The sequence below is a fragment of the Methylobacterium sp. J-077 genome (genome assembly GCF_022829365.1).
Taxonomy (GTDB): Bacteria; Pseudomonadota; Alphaproteobacteria; order Rhizobiales; family Beijerinckiaceae; genus Methylobacterium.
Genome location: NZ_JAKSYJ010000246.1, coordinates 1 through 19,007, shown reverse-complemented (window position 1 = coordinate 19,007; position 19,007 = coordinate 1). Strand labels below are relative to the sequence as shown.

20 protein-coding genes and 3 pseudogenes are annotated in these 19,007 nt (G+C 65.0%); 15 read left to right on the top strand and 8 right to left on the bottom strand.

The window, feature by feature from the left end:
- Positions 1–125 precede the first annotated feature (125 nt).
- From MKL11_RS31160 to MKL11_RS31120, 9 genes are all read left to right on the top strand, one after another.
- Positions 126–491, top strand: a complete 366-nt coding sequence (locus MKL11_RS31160; RefSeq protein ID WP_313900799.1) for a methyl-accepting chemotaxis protein — start codon at positions 126–128, stop codon at positions 489–491.
- Between the two features lie 304 nt (positions 492–795).
- Positions 796–1,455: a transposase gene (locus MKL11_RS31155; RefSeq protein WP_243950895.1), complete on the top strand. Its 660-nt coding sequence runs from the start codon at positions 796–798 to the stop codon at positions 1,453–1,455.
- A gap of 598 nt (positions 1,456–2,053) precedes the next feature.
- Complete coding sequence (locus tag MKL11_RS31150; RefSeq protein WP_243950893.1) at positions 2,054–2,578, top strand: hypothetical protein; 525 nt, start codon at positions 2,054–2,056, stop codon at positions 2,576–2,578.
- Entirely contained in the window at positions 2,575–2,826 is a 252-nt protein-coding gene (locus MKL11_RS33475; protein WP_092047314.1) for a monovalent cation/H+ antiporter complex subunit F, read from the top strand. Before MKL11_RS31150 ends, MKL11_RS33475 begins: the two co-directional genes overlap by 4 nt.
- Positions 2,823–3,110: a monovalent cation/H(+) antiporter subunit G gene (locus MKL11_RS31140; protein WP_243950891.1), complete on the top strand. Its 288-nt coding sequence runs from the start codon at positions 2,823–2,825 to the stop codon at positions 3,108–3,110. Before MKL11_RS33475 ends, MKL11_RS31140 begins: the two co-directional genes overlap by 4 nt.
- Positions 3,107–3,394: a Na(+)/H(+) antiporter subunit B gene (locus MKL11_RS31135; protein ID WP_092047316.1), complete on the top strand. Its 288-nt coding sequence runs from the start codon at positions 3,107–3,109 to the stop codon at positions 3,392–3,394. The genes MKL11_RS31140 and MKL11_RS31135 overlap by 4 nt, the downstream gene beginning before the upstream one ends.
- Positions 3,391–4,167, top strand: a complete 777-nt coding sequence (locus MKL11_RS31130; RefSeq protein ID WP_243950889.1) for an MnhB domain-containing protein — start codon at positions 3,391–3,393, stop codon at positions 4,165–4,167. Before MKL11_RS31135 ends, MKL11_RS31130 begins: the two co-directional genes overlap by 4 nt.
- Positions 4,164–4,565, top strand: coding sequence for a sodium:proton antiporter (locus tag MKL11_RS31125; protein ID WP_147941602.1), 402 nt, complete (start codon positions 4,164–4,166; stop codon positions 4,563–4,565). Before MKL11_RS31130 ends, MKL11_RS31125 begins: the two co-directional genes overlap by 4 nt.
- Entirely contained in the window at positions 4,565–6,334 is a 1,770-nt protein-coding gene (locus MKL11_RS31120) for a complex I subunit 5 family protein (protein ID WP_243950887.1), read from the top strand. The genes MKL11_RS31125 and MKL11_RS31120 overlap by 1 nt, the downstream gene beginning before the upstream one ends.
- Positions 6,335–7,035: 701 nt before the next feature.
- On the opposite strand, the gene MKL11_RS31115 is transcribed toward MKL11_RS31120, so the two are convergent.
- Together MKL11_RS31115 and MKL11_RS31110 are read right to left on the bottom strand one after the other, a co-directional pair.
- Positions 7,036–7,554: a DNA polymerase ligase N-terminal domain-containing protein gene (locus tag MKL11_RS31115; RefSeq protein ID WP_313900798.1), complete on the bottom strand. Its 519-nt coding sequence runs from the start codon at positions 7,552–7,554 to the stop codon at positions 7,036–7,038.
- A 95-nt stretch (positions 7,555–7,649) separates the two neighbouring features.
- Positions 7,650–7,766, bottom strand: a pseudogene (locus MKL11_RS31110) (IS481 family transposase); the annotation flags it as partial.
- Between the two features lie 239 nt (positions 7,767–8,005).
- Between MKL11_RS31110 and MKL11_RS31105 the strand changes: the two are divergent.
- The gene (locus tag MKL11_RS31105; protein WP_243950885.1) at positions 8,006–8,320 is read left to right on the top strand and encodes a hypothetical protein; all 315 of its coding nucleotides are present in this window, start codon (positions 8,006–8,008) and stop codon (positions 8,318–8,320) included.
- Positions 8,321–8,662: 342 nt separating this feature from the next.
- On the opposite strand, the gene MKL11_RS31100 is transcribed toward MKL11_RS31105, so the two are convergent.
- The 5 genes and pseudogenes from MKL11_RS31100 to MKL11_RS31080 all read right to left on the bottom strand — a co-directional run.
- Positions 8,663–8,758, bottom strand: a complete 96-nt coding sequence (locus MKL11_RS31100; protein ID WP_243950883.1) for a PsiF family protein — start codon at positions 8,756–8,758, stop codon at positions 8,663–8,665.
- Positions 8,759–8,795: 37 nt separating this feature from the next.
- Complete coding sequence (locus MKL11_RS31095) at positions 8,796–9,554, bottom strand: CDP-diacylglycerol diphosphatase (RefSeq protein ID WP_243950881.1); 759 nt, start codon at positions 9,552–9,554, stop codon at positions 8,796–8,798.
- A gap of 8 nt (positions 9,555–9,562) precedes the next feature.
- On the bottom strand, positions 9,563–9,730 hold the full coding sequence (locus MKL11_RS31090) for a hypothetical protein (RefSeq protein WP_243950880.1): 168 nt from the start codon (positions 9,728–9,730) through the stop codon (positions 9,563–9,565).
- A gap of 99 nt (positions 9,731–9,829) precedes the next feature.
- Positions 9,830–10,126 (bottom strand): hypothetical protein, encoded by a 297-nt coding sequence (locus tag MKL11_RS31085; protein ID WP_243950877.1) that lies wholly within the window; start codon positions 10,124–10,126, stop codon positions 9,830–9,832.
- A 1,046-nt stretch (positions 10,127–11,172) separates the two neighbouring features.
- Positions 11,173–12,312, bottom strand: a pseudogene (locus MKL11_RS31080) (ISL3 family transposase); the annotation flags it as partial.
- A 234-nt stretch (positions 12,313–12,546) separates the two neighbouring features.
- Between MKL11_RS31080 and MKL11_RS33470 the strand changes: the two are divergent.
- From MKL11_RS33470 to MKL11_RS31055, 5 genes are all read left to right on the top strand, one after another.
- Positions 12,547–14,415, top strand: coding sequence for a mechanosensitive ion channel domain-containing protein (locus MKL11_RS33470; protein WP_243950875.1), 1,869 nt, complete (start codon positions 12,547–12,549; stop codon positions 14,413–14,415).
- Between the two features lie 208 nt (positions 14,416–14,623).
- Positions 14,624–15,286: a response regulator gene (locus MKL11_RS31070; RefSeq protein ID WP_243950873.1), complete on the top strand. Its 663-nt coding sequence runs from the start codon at positions 14,624–14,626 to the stop codon at positions 15,284–15,286.
- Entirely contained in the window at positions 15,283–16,599 is a 1,317-nt protein-coding gene (locus MKL11_RS31065) for an ATP-binding protein (RefSeq protein WP_243950871.1), read from the top strand. The genes MKL11_RS31070 and MKL11_RS31065 overlap by 4 nt, the downstream gene beginning before the upstream one ends.
- Before the next feature lie 246 nt (positions 16,600–16,845).
- Complete coding sequence (locus MKL11_RS31060; protein ID WP_243950869.1) at positions 16,846–18,081, top strand: molybdopterin-dependent oxidoreductase; 1,236 nt, start codon at positions 16,846–16,848, stop codon at positions 18,079–18,081.
- 12 nt (positions 18,082–18,093) lie between these two features.
- Positions 18,094–18,453 carry a c-type cytochrome gene (locus MKL11_RS31055; protein ID WP_243950867.1) on the top strand — a complete coding sequence of 120 codons (360 nt, stop codon included), beginning with the start codon at positions 18,094–18,096 and terminating at the stop codon, positions 18,451–18,453.
- A gap of 104 nt (positions 18,454–18,557) precedes the next feature.
- Here MKL11_RS31055 and MKL11_RS31050 read toward each other — a convergent pair.
- Positions 18,558–19,007: pseudogene (locus MKL11_RS31050) on the bottom strand (hypothetical protein); the annotation flags it as partial.

Genomic DNA, 19,007 nt, shown 5'->3' with positions numbered 1-19,007 from the left:
CATTCCGCTATCGGCCAGACTACGCCATACCGGATCGCTGACCGGCGCAAAACCGGCCGTTCGGCTTTGCGCCCGTCTCGGTCATCTATGGAGCCGCGTACGCTCCTCCATAGCGGACATTCACCGTGACGACAGCGGCGGCGGCCCATTCGCATAAGGGTTTTGCGGTGGTCGCTTCCGAGGTAAAGGCCTTGGCCGAGCAGACAGCAAAGGCCACCGATCAGATCCGCGGGCAGATCGTGGCGACCCAGGCGGCCACGCGAGAGGCGGTGGACGCGATCGGCTCGATCGGCAAGCTCGATGAGATCTCGACCGCGATCGCGGCGGCGGTGGAGCAGTCCGCAGTCACGCGGGAGATGTCGGGCAGCATGCACACGGGAGCCCATGGCGTGGCGACGATCGCAGGGGGCATGGAGGCGATCGCCCGGGCGAGCGAGCTGGTCGATACCGCGACGCGCCAAGTCCGTGCAGCAGCGCTTGCAGTAGCCTGACGATGGCACAGACCCCTGAAATGGCTACCGCCGACCTACGGTATAACTGGGTGCAGCTGTCAGAGCCTGTTTGATCTAGATCTGCTTTTGCGGGTTGTCCTTTCGAGGAGGATAACGCGATGTGGACGGAAGCAGATCGGGAGACCTACGCAGCCGACGGTCGGCGCTACCCGAGTGATTTGACCGATGCGGAGTGGGCGACGATCGCCCCGCTGCTGTCGGTCTATGATCCGCTGACGGCGGATCTGCGGGCGATGGTGGATGCCTGCCTGTTCTGGACAAGACCGGCTGTCCCTGGCGCTACTTGCCCAAGGACTTCGGCGCGTGGGAGACGGTGCGGACATGGCACGACCGGTTCCGGGCTGACGGGACCTGGTCGGAGATCGCAGGCCTGCTGAGGCGGCGGTGCGCCGTGGGCGGGGGCGCCAGCCCGAGCCGTCGACGGCGATCCTCGATTCACATCCTTCGACAAGCTCAGGATGAGGGCGTCACGTCCGGTCCGCAGGCGGGACCGCGCGGCTATGACGGCAACAAGAAGACCAAGGGCATCAAGCGCCATGTCCTGACCTGCTCGCTGGGCTTCGTCCTGGCGAGCCTGGTCACGGCGGCCAACGTGCACGACACGCAGGCCGCCGGGCTGCTGTTCGACCGCGCCGCCCGGAACGGCTGGGCGCCGGAGCGGATCAAGGTCGACGGGATCTATGTCGGCGCGCGTATGGAACAGGCAGCCGCGGCTCACGGCCTGGACATCCAGGTCACGACCCGGGAGCGGGACGCCAAGGGCTTCAAGCCGCTCCCGCTGCGCTGGCGCATCGAGGCGACGTTTGGAACGCTGACCAACAGATCGCGACGCCTGACCCGCAATCTGGAGCAGACGCCCGAAGCAGCAGAAGATGCCATCGACATCGCAAACTGCCACCGCCTCCTCAAAGCCTATCACCGAACGCAATACTACATCACATAGTCAAACAGGCTCTCAGAGGTTGAAGCTGCCGTGCGCTATGAGCTCGCGGAGCTCGTGCGCGCGTCGGGCGAGGAGCCGAGTCGACTGGTCATCTGATCCCGCTTCCGTTTCCCAGCGCCGACGTTCCGGAGATAAATCTTCGATGCTGTACCAAGGTGGCAGAGCAATCACCGAAGTATAGGCATGTTGTAAACCGATCCGTTGCTACTCTCCGTTGCGTCTAGAGGGATAGACAATTTCGGTGCTCGATCGAGTCAGAAATGCAACCAAGGGTAGATACTGCCTGGCGGGCGGAGGTGACGTCCAATGCCTCGCCGAAGTGGCCGCCACTGACTTCATCGAGCTGCGCCCCCTCACCGACGATGCGCCGTCCGAGGAGGGGGAACGTGTCACCTGCTGCCGCCGGCCGTGCGTGCCTTGATTGACCATCTGGCGGCAGCCTTTCCGAAGCTATGAAGGCAAAGACGCAGCCTGGTCGTACCCCAAACGACTCAAGCCGCGAGGGAACGGCTCTAGCCGTCGCCATTGTATCCGCATGGGCCGCGGTCTACGCCTAAGTGGATACCTTTCAGCGCAACGAATCGGTGAGGGACCGTCAATGGCGGGAGAAATTTCCGACGTTGGACTGGGGCGTTCGGAGCCGCGCGTCTTCTTAGCAACTGCTGCGACCTGGATCTTCCTCGCCGCTCTCTACGGTGTATTCGCAGGTTCGATCAGTGCGACTGAGGGACTCGCCGGCGTGGTCTGCGCCAGCCTCGGCACGCTCTGGGCGCGGCGCGTCGGGCGGATCGGCGACGCGGCCTTCCGGCTACGGGTAGGCATGCTGCGCCCGTTGGCGGGCGCAGTGGCGAACCTGCCCGGCCAGACTCTCCGTGTCGGATTCGACCTGATGCGGGCGATCGCAGGTGGCACCAGCGCCGGGTCGATCCGGACCCGACCGATGGCGTCGGTGTTTCAGGTGACCCAGGCCGATGGCGGCGCGGAGGCGCAGGCCGAACGAGCACTCGGTGTTTTCGCTGCCTCTCTGGCACCGCGTAGCTATGTCCTGCGCCTCGATCCCGGGCGCTCCGAAGCGGTACTCCACGCCTTTGAGACTCAACCGGCACGAAAGACGCCGAAGTGAGCCCATGGATCCTTGCATCGGGGGCTCTCGTTCCGGCGCTTGCCATCGCCGCGGCGATCGGCTGGCGTGGACGCATCGGGCAGCGCCTTGCGGCCTACCAGCTGGCGGGCTCGATTACGGTGATCCTACTAACGCTCCTGACTTTCGCTACCGACCAACCGTCACTGACCGACCTCGCCCTCACCCTTGTGCTGCTGACGCTACCGGGTACGCTGCTTCTTGCGGTGTTCGTGGAGCGCTGGTTGTGAGCCCGACGATCCTCGCAATCCTGCTCAGCCTGGCGGTCGCGGCGATCTGGATCGCCTGCCTCGCCGTTTTGCGGCTGCCGCGGGCGCTGGACCGCTTGCACGCGGTCGCCTTCCTCAATGCGGCAGCAGGTTTCTCGGTTACGCTGGCAGCCTTCGTAGCGGACGGTGTTTCGGGCCGCTCCCTGAAGATCGCCCTGCTGATGACGCTTCTCGTCGCCTGGAGCGCGGTACTCTCGCACGTGGTCGGCCGCGCCTTGCTGTTGCGGGAAGGATCGTCGGCGTGAGCGCGATCCTCGCCCTGTTGCTCCTGCTCACCGCCGCCAGCGGAACGGCTGTGGTCCTGATCCGCGAGCCCCGCCGCCAGGTCTTCGCGATCGGGCTGAACGGACTCATTCTGACCGTGCTCTTCACCGCGCTCCAGGCACCGGACGTGGCACTGTCTGAACTCGCTGTCGGCACCGCGGCTGTACCGTTGCTGTTCGTCGTGGCGTTGAGCGCGGTACGGACCGCCTCGCCGAGCCAATCCGCCGATCCCGGTGACCACACGAAGTCTCCTGAGGACGCATGAACGCACGATGGCGTCTCGTCCTGCTCGGGCTCGCCTGCCTCGTCCTCATGCCCTGCGCCGTCTCGGCGATCCGAGCGATGCCGGATTTCGGCGCCGACATCGCGGCTTATGGTGCGCGGATCAACGCGATCGCGCCGGCCGAGCGCCACGTCGCCAACATGGTGAGCGCCATCAACTTCGACATCCGCGGGCTCGACACGCTGGGTGAGGAGTTCATGCTGCTGGCCGCCATCACCGGCACCGTCGTGCTCTTGCGCGGCAGCCGCGGCGAGGCGATCACTGATCGCGCGGCTCGGCTCCCCGGCAGGCCGGTTCTGCCCCGCGCCGAGGTGGTCGTCCTGGCCTGCCGCATCGCTGGGCCGATCACCGCCCTGTTCGGGCTCTATGTGGTTCTACACGCCACCGTGACCCCCGGCGGCGGCTTCCAGGGCGGCGTGATCCTCGCATCGGCGACCCTGCTGATCTACCTCGGCGAAGGCTATGCCGGATGGCGCGACAGCGTCCGCAGCCGGTGGCTCGACGCCATGGAAGGCGGCGGCGCGCTGCTCTTCGTGCTCTGCGGCCTCGCACCGATGCTGGTCGGGGCCGCCTTCATGGAGAACGTGCTGCCGTTGGGGACGTTTCGCGATCTCTTTTCCGGCGGCCTAATGCTGGTGGAGAATCTCGGCGTGGCGGCGGCAGTCACGGGTGGCTTCACCCAGCTCTTCCTCGAATTCATGGAGGAGACCCGGGAACCCGACCAATCGGACGATCCGAAGGGAGAAGACGCGTGAGCTGGCTCCCCTACGCGGTTGCCGCATGGCTGTTCGGCATCGGCCTGTTCGGGATCAGCACCAGCCGGAACTACATCCATCTGATCGGCTGCCTCTCGGTCTGCCAATCGGCCACCTACGTGCTGCTTCTCGGCATCGGCTACCGCTGGGACGCCATCGCTCCGATCTTCTACGACCACCCGCCCGGCACACCCGCCGTCGACCCGGTGATGCAAGCGCTCGTGCTCACCGACATCGTCGTTGGCGCGACATTGACCGCTCTGCTGCTGGTCCTGACGCTGCAGGTGTACAAGCGTAGCGGCACACTCGACCCGGAGCGGCTCCGACCGATGCGGAAGAATGCCGGAGGCGGACGCGTCGGCGCGCGTCAGGAACCTGGCGCGGAGGCGCAGCTCTGATGCCGGATTGGTTCTCGCTCGGCTGGATCCCGAGCGCGGTGCTGCCGCCCCTTCCGGTGGCGCTGCCGCTGGCGATGTGCGCGACCCTGCTCGCGACCGCCCACCTCATGCCCGGTCGTTGGCCCGACATCCTCGCGAGCCTGACCGCGCTCGCGGTCGCAGCCCTCTGCGGCCTGATCGCCGTGCGGGCGGCGGACGCGCCGCTGGTCTACTGGTTCGGCGGCTGGACGCCGCGGGCGGGCATGCCGCTCGGCATCGGCTTCTCGGTCGATGCCGCGAGCGGCTGGGTCGCGGCATTCATTGGGACGCTGTTTGCCGCGAGCTTCGTTTTCGCCTGGGGCTTCTTTGAGGAGACCCACGGCCATTTTCAGATCCTGATGCTGCTGTTCCTGGCGGCCATGGTCGGATTCGTCTTCACCCGCGACCTGTTCAATCTGTTCGTGTGGTTCGAGGTGATGAGCGTCGCGGCCTTCGCGCTGACCGCCTATCATCTCGACGAATCGGCGCTGGCCGGCGCCCTGAACTTCACCGTCACCAACAGCCTCGCGGGCTTCCTGATGCTCGGCGGCATCGGGCTGATCTACGCGCGTGCGGGCACGCTCGACTTCGAGGAACTGGCCCGCGCGGTCGCCCATGCAGGGCGCGATCCGGTGACTGCCGGCGCCTTCTGCCTGGTCGCCACCGCGCTGATGATAAAGGCCGCCGTGGTCCCGTTTCAGTTCTGGCTCGCCGACGCCCACGCGGTGGCCCCGAGCCCGGTCTCGGTGATCTTCTCCGGCGCCATGGTCTCGCTCGGGCTTTTCGGGCTCGCCAAGCTGACCGCGGTGGTGTTCACCGGCTCCGATCAGGTCCGCGGGGCGGTCTCGCTGTTCATGATCGGCGCCGGCAGCGCGACCGCGCTGGTGGGCGGCTGGATGGCTGTGCTCCAGCGCCACCTCAAGCGCCTGCTCGCCTTCTCGACGATCAGCCATGCCGGCATCATGCTGCTCGGCATCGGGGCGCTGTCGCAGGGCGGCACCGGCGGCCTGCTTCTCTACCTCGTCGGCCACGGGCTGGTGAAGGGCGCGCTGTTCATGGTGGCGGGCATCCTGCTCGCCACTCGCGCCGGGATCGACGAGATCGCCCTGCGCGGCCTCGGCCACGGGATCGGGCCCGCCGGCATCGCGATGGCGCTCGGCGGCCTTCTGCTGTGCGGCCTGCCACTCGGCCTCCTCGACCAGGGCACCCGCGTGCTCCAGGGCGCCCTCCTCGACGGCGGCCACCCCTTCGCAGTCGCGGCGACCGTCGTCGGGGCGGGGCTCACCGGTGCAGCGGTCCTGCGCGCCGCCGGCCGGATCTTTCTTGGACTTGGGCCGGATCCCGGCAATGAAGCGCAGGCGCCAAGCGAGGCCGAGCGAGAGAAGGCCAACCGCCCGCTCTGGCTGATGTTGGCGCCCTGTCTGGTCCTGCTAGCCCTGAACATCTCGGCACCGGAGGCTGGGGTCGCGCGCCTCGCCGCCAAAGCGACACCGACCTTCATGCACCAGGGCGGCGGCTTCGGGCACGGACCCGAGTGGCTGCCCTGGCTCAGCCTCGCCCTAGCACTCGTGATCGCGGCCTTCGCGCTCGGCCGCCATAAACTGCCCCGCTGGTTCTCTAGGCCGGTCCGCGCCACGCAATTGGCGCCGACCCGGCTCTTGGAACAGGTTCATAGCGGCTTGATCGGCGACTACGTGACCTGGGTGGTTGTCGGATTGACTATCCTCGCGGGTCTTCTCGCGACCTCCTGAGCTGGCAGCTTCTTACAAACGGAGGGGGCTGCGATGCCGATGACACGGTCGGCGGATCTGTCTGGACGTGCCCACATCCGCTTCGCCGCGTAATTCCCCCGAAGCGGTCGTTCGAAGCTCTCTCGTTGATCCCCTAGAGCAGACGTCGGGAGCTGTTTTTCGGGAAACTGTTCTTGTCCCACGCCGCACGGCTGAGATCAAACAGGCCGACAGCTTTCACTCGATGCTCACGATGACCGTTCAGGCTCGGTCTGAGTCTCCGACTGGCGCTCCCCGAAAGCGGGCAAGCTACGTTAGGCCCTATCTTGTATAATTGGCGCCCCTTCGTACGGCAGTGCTGAGCGAGATCTCGTGAGAATGCGCTCCGATGCGGAGCGCTGATGGAAATGCCACGACACGGCGCCGGGCCTGAATCGCCCGGGCGTGAGCGTTGGGATTTCAGTTCTCGATCGTGAAGCCTTCGACGGCTCGCGAAGTTCGTAGTGGTTCATTGTGGGTCTCGTGGCGGCGTCACGCACCCTCAGCGTTCTGGCAGCGCAGACAGCATGCGCTCGCGTGTGCGCTTTCGCGGCCGCGGCAATCCCCGCCTTACGGGTACGGCGTGCTGCTAAGTCAAACAGCAGCCGCAGCAGGTTGCCATCAAATGCCGCGCCGTGAAGTTCGGATGTTCGCCTACGGCCTTCGCAAACGTGGGGCTCCGGTTACTCCCGGGACCTCAATCCGTCATCCGCGGCGGAAACCTCTTCGATGGCGCGAGTCGAGATCACAGAAAGCGGTTGCTCGACCAGGATGTCGGACGTCCCGCGCGGCCGAGCGGCAGCGTCCAGGCCCTTGATCAGCAGCCATGTCGTGCGGTGCTCCTCCCTCTTGGCCTTCATCCGCACCAGGCGCCCCGCGCCCGTCAGTTTCTCACCGTGCAGGTAGAATCGAAGTGAGCCCGCGGCGAGACTGGCCACGGCGTCGCCGTCCGGTTTCCAGCTGCCGCGATCCCAGACCAGCACAGCGCCCGCCCCGTACGAGCCCGCCGGGATGACTCCCTCGAACCCGGCATAATCCAGTCGATGGTCCTCCACCGGTACGGCCAGCCGCCGCTCGCCCGCCACGAGACTCGGGCCGCGCGCCAACGCCCAACTCTTGAGTACGCCGTCGAGCTCAAGCCGGAAGTCGTAGTGCAGCCGGCGCGCAGCGTGCTTCTGCACGACGAAGGCGAGGTCAGTCATCGCGTCCTCATCGTCGGGATGTTTCTACAGAAGCTGCATGACCCAGCCACGCGCGCAACTTGGTCCAGCGGGGCTTGGTATTACCGTTGTAGACCGCGAAAGGCGACGATGACCGCCTCGTCCTCCGATGACAGCGCCGTCGAACGCGGATCCTTCGGCCCCGTGTGCAGGTCAGCGACCGAGGTCCGCTATCGCCACTTAGCGACCGTCTTTGCTTGATCCCGTAGCATGTAGCGCGCTCGGTCCAGGCCTGCCAAGAGCGAACTGGGGAGGTGACCGTTCAGCTATGACTCTGCCGCGACATGGTTAATCAAAGGTTGTTGTTCACTAAATGTTCCCTTGTAGTTAACCGCCAAGCTTGGCCATTCTCTGCTTGTCGAGGGGACCATCATGCACATTCGAGCCGGACAGCGGCTGCGCCTCACCCTGTGGGGTGCGGGGGGGCCGCGCTATGGTCAGCGTCAATACGTTTGCCGTGACCCAGCCCGCGTTCGAGGGCGTGAATCCATCCGAGGACGGCTTCACCTACGACGTAACCCGCTGGTTGTATGCCGGTCGAAACACGCTCAGCGTGGTGTTGTTCGGTCCACCGATCGAGGCGCCGTTCCGTATGGAGATTGCCCAAGACGGACAAGAGGCTTGGCTGTTCAACGAGACCAATTTGGTAAGCAGCGCGGCGCCATGGCGGCTGTGGAGCCAAACGGCCGAACTCGCGGCCGAGAGCACTGTCAAACAATCCGCCAATAGGCTGTTAACGATCTATTAACCACAACTTCTGATAATTTAACCTGCGTTAGGCAGGGATTTAACGATGCCGAAGGCCCAGCGGAGGCCGCTCACCGACGTTCAAGCCGGCACTCGGGTCGGCATCCGGACTGGGGTACGGAAAATCTATGCGGCGGTCGCCAGCGAGCCGCTGCCTACAGCGCATGTCGAGCTCCTCTTGGCTCTGCGTCGCCACGAACGTGAGCAGGCTCGTCGGCGCACTGGCTGACCGCGATTTAGTAGGCAGGGCGCCCGGTTGATGATTGCGCGGGACATGACGTACGCCTCGCGCAATGCGGATCCAAATTTTCGACGGTCGGTTCGAGCCCGGCGTGCATCAAGCTCAATCCTCCGGCTCAATACAGTCGCTCATGAACGTCGCGCGCTCTGCACCCTTGAGCTTCTTCTGCGAAGCTTCGCGCTTGCAGGGCGCCAGCACCTCGGGGTCGAGATTGTCTTAGCGATGAACCGGGCGGTCAAATGCCTCTCGGGTTCCGTATCACTCTGCAGCTGTGGTCCATGAGATCCTCGGCGCTCGCATCTGGTGCACGATAAGCCAGAACGATCATGCCGCCGCGCGGGTCGTCTGAGCTGGCTGCAACCGCGGCGAAGCTCGCATCGTGCAGTTTGGCCTGCCAACCCGGCACGCGTGCGAGGGCCTCGAACGGATTGAAGCGCCCCACCTCGTCTGCCGGGACGCGCATGGCGACATATTGCTCGCCTTCGAACGTGACGGGGAAAGGGGCCCATGCTTCCTCGATAGCGCTGCCGTGTAGCTTCAGGGCTTTCATGACGCTCGGCAGCATGCAGTCGAGATGAATGTGCAGCTGGTCCTGGCTACGGCCGCCCACGGAGTTCACCTCCAAGCCCACTGCCTCGATCGGCAGCCTGTCCTGCAACGCGTCCGACACGTAGTGCCGCGCCGCCAAGGCAGCGCGCCAGTAGGCGATGCCGTCCGGGCCCTGGAGCACGGGTGCCTCGACGCCCGACACGTTGTCGGTAGGCATGATGACGGTGTGGGTCGGTTGAGCGGGGGCACGCATTATCGCTGTGCCCGGTCGTTGCTTATCACCAAGGTCCACGGCCAAGCAGGGGAAGGTTCGGTCGGCGGCTTTCTTGGCCAGGATGCAGCCCTGTAGCGCCACCCAAAGCACGTCACGGGCTGGATTGGCGGCGATCGCGACTGGAACCGAGGTCCCAGCCAGCAGAATGGCGAGGAGCAGCGTGCGTCGCATGCGTTGGCTTACTCGGCCGCACCAGCAGTCTGCACGACCGCCGCGGCCGGCTGCGAAGTCGTGGCGCCCGCGGCCTGTATCACTTCCTGATAGGCCACACCGTCCGCCAACACTACCAAGGTCACCATCAACACCAGGGCTAAGGCAGTTCGAATAAGGATCGGGTGGGAAAACATCGGCGGCATCCAGAGACGCCACCGACGTAGCAGGCGCGCCGATATCAGGCCGCCGCGCCGGAGGCACGGCGGTACGAAATGTTCGACAGCGCCAAGTGTCTACCCGCAGATCTCGACCCGGCGGATGTGCTCGTACCCGTATGGATCGATGTAGGCGCGCCGCTCGAAGTGACAGGCACCGTAGGGGCCCGGGGCGACGTAGACTGGGCGGCCGGGATAATACTCGTTATTGGCCGAAGCGATGGCGGCACCGGCAGCCACGCCGCCGACCGCACCTAGCGCGAAGGCACCGCCCGCGCCGATACCGCCACCAGCCTGTGCGGCTGGTTGAGTGGCGCATAAGGCGACGGCGGCCAGTGCGGCCTTGCCGCCGGTTAGCAAAAGAGATTTACGCATACTGATCTCCGTTAGCCCGTGAAGGACATCACAGGTCCGTAAATGCTGGATTTCTGACGTTCACAGGCGATCGGATTTAGTGGATGGGGGAGGCGCATCCGCATCTTCATCGTCGGGCGATTGAGGACCTCCACGCCGCAGCGGAGCCCCAACATCGTCGTCATCGTCATCCGGCGCCGGCCGGAAGCGATCGTGCGGCAGGGATTGGTCGAGTTCCTCATTTGGTGGCGGGGAGCGTCGATCTTCGGAGGTCTGTGCCGATGCCACGGCCGTGACCATGACGAGCAGTGTAGCGCCAGCGAGAAGTGCCCGCATGTAGCCTCCAAAGATCCGCGCTATATGGACGTGTCCACACATGAACGCCCAGGGAGCTGCGCAGCTATTAAAGCGCCTCCCCGGCGCCGGTCCGACCGAGGCTGTGTCAAAACGCGGATGTGTTGCGAAGTCGTAGAACAAACGTCTCCGCAGCAATCGCGTGGGATCTCCAACGCGACTGGGCGATGGGAATAAGAAGTCCTTCAAGCCGGTGCATCCTCCTTCGAGAGAACATTTTTCTACAACGACCGACAACATTCGAGTTTTGACACAGCCTCGACCCATGGCGGCCATTGCACGGCTGAGCTGCCGTCAGCTTATGCCGCGCCCTGCATGCACTTGTGCATGAAAGACTTGCGGTCAGGCCCCTTCTTCATACCTTTGTCGGCAGCCTGCGTTCGACACGCATCGGCGTGGGACTTCATGCAGTTGTGCATCGCGGCTTTGCGCGGGTCGCCCGTCAGGCTTTTGCCGTCGACTTGTGTCCGGCACTCCGACCGGGCCGACGTCGCGCTGGTTGGCGAAGCTCTAGGAGCCGCAGGCGTGGCTTCGGGCGCTTGGGCGTAAGCCGCAGCGGCAATCGTGATCATGCCGGCGGCTAGCGTCATTCGGAGGTTGTTCTTCACGGCGGTGGTTCTCTTCCGGTGAGCACGGGCTGAGAAAACCGGTCCGAATAGGCCAATCCATGGCCAAGGTGTTTCGGGCATGTAACGACGAAGGCCGCTGCGATGCGGCGGCCACACCAGTATCGAGTTGTTGCAATGAGCGATCCAGCGTCGAACAATATCGACACCGCCACAGAAGCCCCGCGCCCGCAGTTCCCGGTGCAAGGCGGCGCCGCTGCGGAGCCCCTCCTGCCAACGGGCTTCGGCAAAGCTGCGATGCTGGTCGAGCAGACTCGGTCCCGGCGCTCGACGATACGGGACGAACGTGCCGGCCCGCAGGTAGCTGCGCACCGTGTTGCGGGCCAGTCCGGTCCGGTGCGTGATCTGCAGGATCGGTAGACCCTCCGCATGAAGACGCAGGACATCGTCGAAGCGCCTACGGCGGTTCTCGCTCGGTTGCGAGAGAGACGGCGTGGAAGCGGGCACGGCTGGGATGCTACCGGAAGAAGACCGAAGTCCGGCTGCCTGCTGGATCTGTTTCTGGTGGCGCGCAACGACGGAACGGAGGGCTTCGGAGGCGTTGACCAGAAGGTGCCAGCGGTCGGTGACCTGGATGGCAGCGGGGGCGCCGCTGCGGGCGGCCTCGGCGTAGGGGCCTGCCCGGTCCCGGCTGACGACGGCGATGCCCGGATGCGCCGCGAGCCAGTCCCTGACTGGAGCGGACGAGCGGCCCGGCAGCAGAGCCAGAACGCGACGGCGTTCCAGATCGCAGACGATGGTGCCGTAACGTCGCCCGCGCCGCCAAGCCCAGTCGTCGATGCCCACCACCCGCGGAGCCGGGTAGGCCCGCGGTGGGTGGCGGCGGATCAGGCGCAGGACGGTATCGCCGCTCACCGGCATGCACAGCCGTTGCGAAAGACGGGCTCCGGCCTCGCCGCCCAGCACCATGCCAATTTCGGTCTGCGCCTCGGATAGACGCTCTGTCCGGCGCGCCTTGGATCCCATCAAGCCCGGGATGCGCTCGACGAAGATCCGGCCCGGGCAATGGCTGCACCGGAAGCGGCGCACCTGAACGCGTCACGTGACGGCCCGGTCCTGCCACGGTAGGTCCTGAAGCGTTCGCCAGTAGCGGCTATGGACCCGGGACGAGGCGTAGCCGCATGTGGGGCAGACAGCCTGCGCAGCGGTGGTCCTGGCAAGAAGCAACAGCCCGGACGGGTCGAGGGTCAGTTCATCGACGTGCAGCCCATCGGGCACTGTCGGCAGCGACGGGTTCGAGATCGGCATCCGACGCCTCCTCGGTCTTGGTGAGGACCAACGTCTAAAAGCACGGTTCGACCCCCGCAGCACCAGAAGTGCGGATGAACCCAGATTTTGATCACTAGACCGTTTTGGTGCCAAGACGCGCGAGGTGGTGTAGGAGGAGGTGACGACCCGGCAGCGACGGCGTCGCATCCTTCTCGTGTGTAGGTCGCGGTACATGCGCGCAAACCGGTCGTGGTGAGGTCCCGACTGTTCGGGTGCCTGCTGGTCGTCGCTGCTTTCTCGACGTTCCCGACCGCCCCCCGCGCGCAGACCCCGCCGCTCGGCTTCGCGGGCCCCGCCCTCAGCCGCGACGTAGACCAGCACCTCAGTACAATCCGCGACCGGTCGAACGATCTGTTGGTGCAAGCAGTGATCTTACCCACGGCGACCGTGAAGGCGGCCACGGCGCTTGTCGCCGATGAGGCAGCATCGCCGGCTGGTCTGGTTGCCCGACTGTTTCTGCTCTGGTTCGGTGGTTGGCTCGTCGAGCGGGTGTTCTGGCGTTGGTCCGCCCCATGGATGCAGCGGATCGTGGATAGTCCCCTCGCCACTGCACGCCAGCGGTTTGTGGCTCAAGCCCAACGCCTCTTGTTCGCCCAGAGCCTCGTCCTGAGTTTCGCGGCCGGCGCTTGCCTCGCCTACCTAATCGCGGCCCCTCCGGGCTTGGCGGGCGTCATGGCCCTCGACGCGCTTCTGGCCATCGTTGCCGCGCGCAGCGCACGAGCGATCGGCCGCTTCCTGTTCGCACCCGGGGGGCCGCGCCTGCGTCTTGTAGCTCTACCAACCAATGCGGCGTGGCGCGCACAGCATGGCGTCACGGTTCTGGCCCTTACCACAGCAGCGGGGCTCCTGTGGACCGCCCTTCTGCGTCTGGGCGGCTCGGAAACGGCTCTTGCAGATGCGGTCACCAGCCTGACGCTGTTGCTCTGCGCGTTGCTATGCCCAGCCGTCGTCGGCGCCGTCGTCGTGTCACTGCCTGGAACCGAGCGACGGTCGCCGCGTCCGGTCGCCGTGGCCCTCGGACTTGTTCCAGTCGCCTCATGGCTGCTGGCCCAGGCCGGTCTCCCCGGTGCCGCCTGGGCCGTACTGGTGCTGGGCCTCGCGCCGAGCCTGTCCCTAGCCTTGGGCGACGCGGCCCGGACGGTCGCGTTCGGGCCGAACCGCGCCGGTACATTGACGCGCGAGGAACGCATCGTCGCGCGTGCGGCTCGCAACGTCGCCCTAATCGCGTCCCTGCTGCTCCTTGTCGAGGGGCTCACCGGGGCCGATCGGGGGCTGGACCTGACGATGACCACCGAGGTTGTGTCCGCGCTGTTGATCCTTCTCGGAACAGACTTAGCTTGGCAGATCGTCCGCAGCCTCATCGACCGCGGCCTCGCCCATGTCGGGGGCGAGCAGCGCGCGGACCGCCTCGCGACCGTCCTGCCCGCCGTACGCACGGTTGTGTTTGTCGCGCTCTTGATCACGGCGGCCCTGAGCATCGCCTCCGCCTTCGGCCTGCAGATCGGTCCCCTACTAGCAGGCGCGGGGGTGGTCGGCCTTACAATCGGCTTCGGGGCGCAAGCACTCGTCCGGGACATCATCGCGGGCTTCTTTCTGCTGCTCGACGACGCCTTCCGGGTGGGCGAGACCATCGAGAGCGGCAATCTACAAGGCCAAGTGGAAGCGTTCTCCCTGCGCTCTGTCCGCTTGCGCGACGATAACGGGCACATGCATACGGTCGCGTTCGGCGAGTTGAAGGCGGTCACGAACTTCTCAAGGGACTGGGCGGGTCTGGAGATACCGATCTACGTGCCCCACGGCGTGCCCTACGAGGTCACCGCACGGATGATCGAGGCGGCCCTCGCCGAGATAGAGGCAGACGAGCAGTTCAATGCCTTGCTGATTTCGTCACCGCGCTTCCTGGGTGCGACAGCCTTATCGGAATCATCTGTTCGGTTTGCGGTGTTGATCCGTACGGTGCCCGGCAGCCAAGCCAGGATCAGATCCGAGCTGCTGCGCCGTATGCTGTCGAACGTTGCCACCTCCAGCATCCTTATGGGCACAAGCCCATCCGTCGCTTGATCACGCCAATGCCGTCGCACTTGCATAGCAGCTGCGGAACACGTGGCTGAGAATAAGTTAATCTTCTCGGAGAAAGAATGTATAAGTGACGTTCGACATGATCGATGACGCGTTTGGCTCTTGGAATAGGGCACGGCCAATCCGAGACGAAGCTTAAGCCAGGCTTAAGGCAGCATCGTCAGGTGCCGGGTTAGCCGAGGAGACAGCCGTGCGCCTGCTTGTGGTCGAGGACGATCCGATCCTGTCCGATGGTCTCAGGGTCGGACTCGGGCTGTCCGGTGCCACCGTCGATTGCGTCGGGACCTGCGAGGATGCAGCCTGCGCCCTGCGCACAACCGAGTTCTCCGCGATCGTCCTGGATCTCATGCTGCCAGACGGGTCGGGCTTCGACGTCCTGCGCACGCTGCGCGCCCGAGGCAACCTGACGCCGGTCGTGCTTCTGACGGCGCGTGACGCCATCGCCGACCGAGTCGAGGGGCTCGATGGCGGCGCAGACGACTACCTGGGCAAGCCATTCGATCTCGACGAACTCTCCGCCCGGATTCGTGCCGTCGTTCGACGTGCCGCCGGCCGAGCCTCGTCCACTCTGACCCATGGGGGCATCCGGCTCGATCCCGGCTCGCAGATTGTCACGGTCGATGACAAACCCATCACGATCTCCCGACGCGAGTTCATGGTGCTCATCACTCTGATGGAACGTCCGAATGTCCTGCGCTCGAAGGCTGAGTTGGAGGCGCGGCTCTACGGCTGGCAGGAGGAGGTCGAGAGCAACGCCGTGGAGGTACACATCCACAACCTGCGCGCCAAGATCGGCAAGCACACGATCGAGACGGTTCGCGGTCTCGGCTACCGGATGAGAGCCGTCGCATGAGGTCGCTTCGGGTCAGGCTGTTCGCCATCCTACTCGTCGCAACCGGCCTGATTTGGTTAAGCGCGGTCGCGTGGATCTACCTGAGCTCGAAGTGGGAGGTGGAGCACTTCGTCGACACCCAGCTTCAGGAAGCCGCCCGCATGGTCGTCTCGGTCGTGGACAAGGTCGACAACGCCTCGACCGGCCGAACGCCCACTACGCTTGGGTCTCCGACAGGTTATCAACGTCAGATCGCCTGCCAGATTTGGTCCCTGTCAGGGAGCCTGCTGGCCCGGTCGAGCGAGGCCCCGGCGCACCGCATGTCGGACGCGTCCTCGGGCTTCTCCGAACGCGAGGTCAATGGCGACACTTGGCGTGTCTTCACGGTGGAGGATCCTGAGAAGGGCATCCGCGTCATGGTCGGTGATCGAATCGGATTGCGGGAACGCTTGGTCACCGACCTCGTGAGAAGCTTCCTGACCCCGGTCCTCTTCGTCGTTCCGCTGCTGGGCATGCTGATCTGGGTCAGTCTCGGCCGCGGCCTGCGCCCGCTGCGGCGCATGACTCGTGACTTGGAGGCTCGCGATGCGGACGATATGCGCGCCATCGACGCCGGCCGTGCTCCGGCCGAGGTGCGCCCTCTCGCAGACGCCCTAAACGCACTGTTCCTCAAGGTCGAAACCGCACGGCGGCACGAGCGAACGGTCACGGCTTTCGCCGCGCACGAGTTGCGGACGCCGTTGGCAGGGCTGAAGACCCAGGCGCAGGTCGCGATGGCCACCCCGGATCCCAGTGTCGCAAAAGCGGCGCTGCGACAGATCCTGACGGCAGTGGACCAGACCACTCGTCTCGTGCGCCAACTGCTCGATGCCGCTCGTCTGGACGCCGAGGTGGATGGTGGACCCCTCACGGATGTCGATGTGGGCGCGTTAATCGCCGAGACAGTGCAGGGCATGCGCGTCTCGGAAGGCATCCGGACAGTCGTCGACCCGCGGCTTCGCGGCTTCAAGATGCGCGGGGATCCGGAAAGTCTACGGCTCGCAATCAGGAACCTGCACGAGAACGCCATTCACCACATGAGCACCGGCACAGTCGAGTGGGGTGTGAGGCCTAGCGGCACCGCCTTCTTCATCAGGGACGAAGGGCCGGGCATACCCGAGGAAGAGATGCCGCACGTGACGACGCGCTTCTACCGCGGTCGCCACAAGAGCACATCGGGTAGCGGGCTCGGACTGGCGATCTCGGAAATGGCGGCCCGGCGGAGCGGTGCCAAGTTGCGATTGCGCAATCGCCAAGATCGCTCGGGGTTGGAGGTGGAGCTCGCGGCTGCCTGAGCGGTCAGAACGACCTCATGCGAGTGGGAGGCTTCGGGTCAAACCTGGAACGGACATTTCCAACCCCGACACTGGGCAACGTCATGATGCTCAACCCTGACGGGGCGCCGCTGGAGAGAGCGTGCGGCGGTGAGGGATCTCGACCCTCCAGGGTCGGCCTCAGTGCGCTTAAGGTTGGCTTAAGCTGAAAGGTTCGAATGCCCGCAGCCGAGCGCCCAGCCGTCGGCCGAGTGGGACATCGACGTGATGCGGAAAAACACCCCTTCGTCATCGGCTCTGAGCCGCCGTGGCCTGTTGTCGGCAGCGGCCATGGGTGGACTCGGCCTGCTTACCCGCCAAGCAATGGGCGAGACGATCGACTTCCACGTGCCAGGTGGTCCCAGCACCCGGCCCATGACGACCACCTATCCTGAGAAGGGACGCATGATCGTCCAGCGCACGCGGCCGCCGTGGCTGGAGACGCCGTTCGACGTCTTCGACCAGGGCGTGTTCACGCCGAACAACCAGCACTTCGTCAGCTGGCACTGGGCGACCTTCCCGACGAGCGTCGACGTCAACACGTTTGCCCTCAAGATCCATGGTTTGGTTGAGCGGCCGCAATCCTTGTCACTTCAGGAACTGATGTACGACCTGCCACGCTTCGAGATCGCGGCGGTCAGCCAGTGCGCCGGCAATTCGCGCCTTTACGCCCGACCGCGGGCCGCCGGTGCGCAATGGGCGAACGGCTCGATGAGCAACGCCCTCTATACCGGCGTGCGCCTCAAGGATGTCCTTGACCGTGCCGGCGTGAAGTCCGGCGCCGGGCATGTCTTGTTCGGTGGCCTCGACGAGCCGGTCCTGCCAGAGGCGCCGAAGTTCGTAAAATCTCTGAGCCTTGATCACGCTCGCGACGGCGAGGTGATGCTCGCCTTCGCAATGAACGGCGAACAGCTTCCGATGCTGAACGGCTTCCCGCTTAAGCTCATCGTACCCGGCTGGAGTGCGGTCTACTGGATCAAGATGCTCAACGACATAGAGGTGATGGATCACTCCGATCCCAGCGTCTGGACGACACGAAGCTATCGCGTACCGGACACCCCCAATTATACGGTCAGGCCCGAGCAGACGGGCTACGGCATGATTCCGATTACCCGGAACCTGCCCCGCTCGTTCGTGACTAATCTCAAGCCCGGCGAGACCATCCCAGTTGGTGCGCCGCAGCTCGTGCGTGGCATCGCGTTCGGGGGCGACCACGGTGTCGCAGCGGTGGACCTATCACTCGACGGCGGTCGGAGTTGGCAACCGACGATGCTGGGAAGGGACGAAGGCACCTACGGGTTTCGACAGTGGCAGACCACGATCAGCTTGCCAGGACGCGGCGCGCGCACCGTGATGACCCGTTGCACCAACACCGATCGGGTTATGCAGCCGATGCAGCGCGTCTGGAACCCGGGAGGGTACTTGGCCAACCAGGTCGAGACCGTCGATCTCGTCGCGGCTTGAGGGAAGAGCACCATGACTCGACGCACACGCACGGTACTTCTCGCCGCATCACTGGCTGGTATCACCGCAGGGCTTTCGGCGGCATTGGCCGCGACACCACTGGACCTTCATTCGAAGCTCGAAGTCGACCTGCCTTTCGGCGACGATGTCGGCTTCCCCGAAGGACCTGGCTCTGACGTCATCGCATCCAATTGCGTGGCCTGTCATTCAGCCGACCATACCCTTAACCAGCCGACCCTCTCTCGGGAGGAATGGCACAAGGTCGTGGACAAAATGATCACTGCTTATAAGGCGCCAATCACGCCTGACGACGCGAAAGTGATCGTCGACTACCTCGTCCGTATAAAAGGCGAGTCGGCGTACCACGGGTAAGTTCGGCGGTGAGGCAAGAAATACCCCTTCACCCCCTCTGTTGCCCAAGCCTTTCAGCGGCAAGCCAGCTTGTGGCTATCGACCAAAGCAAGTTAGGGGGATTCCTACCGCACCGAGCGGTCCGCTAATGCCTCAGCTTGGCGCCAGCCCTCTAGAAAACGGAAGGTCGAGGTGGTGCCCGGCGCGTCGACAGACACCGTCGCCGTCCGACCCGAGACCAATCGCGCCTGGTCGTCCACCCGCTCTAACTTGATCCGCACGGGGATGCGTTGGGCGAGCCGCACCCACGCAAAGGTCGGGTTGACGTTGGCGAGCAAATTCGCCCCTGCGGAACGCTCGCGGTCCTCGATGCCGCCCGCAACGCTCTCGACATGGCCGGTGAGGAGGCCATCTTCGCCCATTAAGCGGACGCTGGCTGTGATTAGGCGTGGAATAAGGACCCCGTTCTCGGGGTGATCGGCGTCCAAACGGGACCCCCAGGACAAGTCATCCACAATGCCTTCCGGCTCGAACGGGAGGCTTGCGCGGGATGTTGGTCGTGGAGACGGTCGCAA

Excerpts from the sequence above, each read along its gene's own strand:
- MKL11_RS31065 (WP_243950871.1), top strand. The coding sequence starts at position 15,283 with ATGAGGTCGCTTCGGGTCAGGCTGTTCGCCATCCTACTCGTCGCAACC.
- MKL11_RS31060 (WP_243950869.1), top strand. The coding sequence starts at position 16,846 with ATGCGGAAAAACACCCCTTCGTCATCGGCTCTGAGCCGCCGTGGCCTG.
- MKL11_RS31120 (WP_243950887.1), top strand. The coding sequence starts at position 4,565 with ATGCCGGATTGGTTCTCGCTCGGCTGGATCCCGAGCGCGGTGCTGCCG.
- MKL11_RS31095 (WP_243950881.1), bottom strand. The coding sequence starts at position 9,554 with ATGCGACGCACGCTGCTCCTCGCCATTCTGCTGGCTGGGACCTCGGTT.
- MKL11_RS31105 (WP_243950885.1), top strand. The coding sequence starts at position 8,006 with ATGGTCAGCGTCAATACGTTTGCCGTGACCCAGCCCGCGTTCGAGGGC.
- MKL11_RS31085 (WP_243950877.1), bottom strand. The coding sequence starts at position 10,126 with ATGCGTAAATCTCTTTTGCTAACCGGCGGCAAGGCCGCACTGGCCGCC.
- MKL11_RS31055 (WP_243950867.1), top strand. The coding sequence starts at position 18,094 with ATGACTCGACGCACACGCACGGTACTTCTCGCCGCATCACTGGCTGGT.
- MKL11_RS31130 (WP_243950889.1), top strand. The coding sequence starts at position 3,391 with ATGAACGCACGATGGCGTCTCGTCCTGCTCGGGCTCGCCTGCCTCGTC.
- MKL11_RS31090 (WP_243950880.1), bottom strand. The coding sequence starts at position 9,730 with ATGTTTTCCCACCCGATCCTTATTCGAACTGCCTTAGCCCTGGTGTTG.
- MKL11_RS31150 (WP_243950893.1), top strand. The coding sequence starts at position 2,054 with ATGGCGGGAGAAATTTCCGACGTTGGACTGGGGCGTTCGGAGCCGCGC.
- MKL11_RS31115 (WP_313900798.1), bottom strand. The coding sequence starts at position 7,554 with ATGACTGACCTCGCCTTCGTCGTGCAGAAGCACGCTGCGCGCCGGCTG.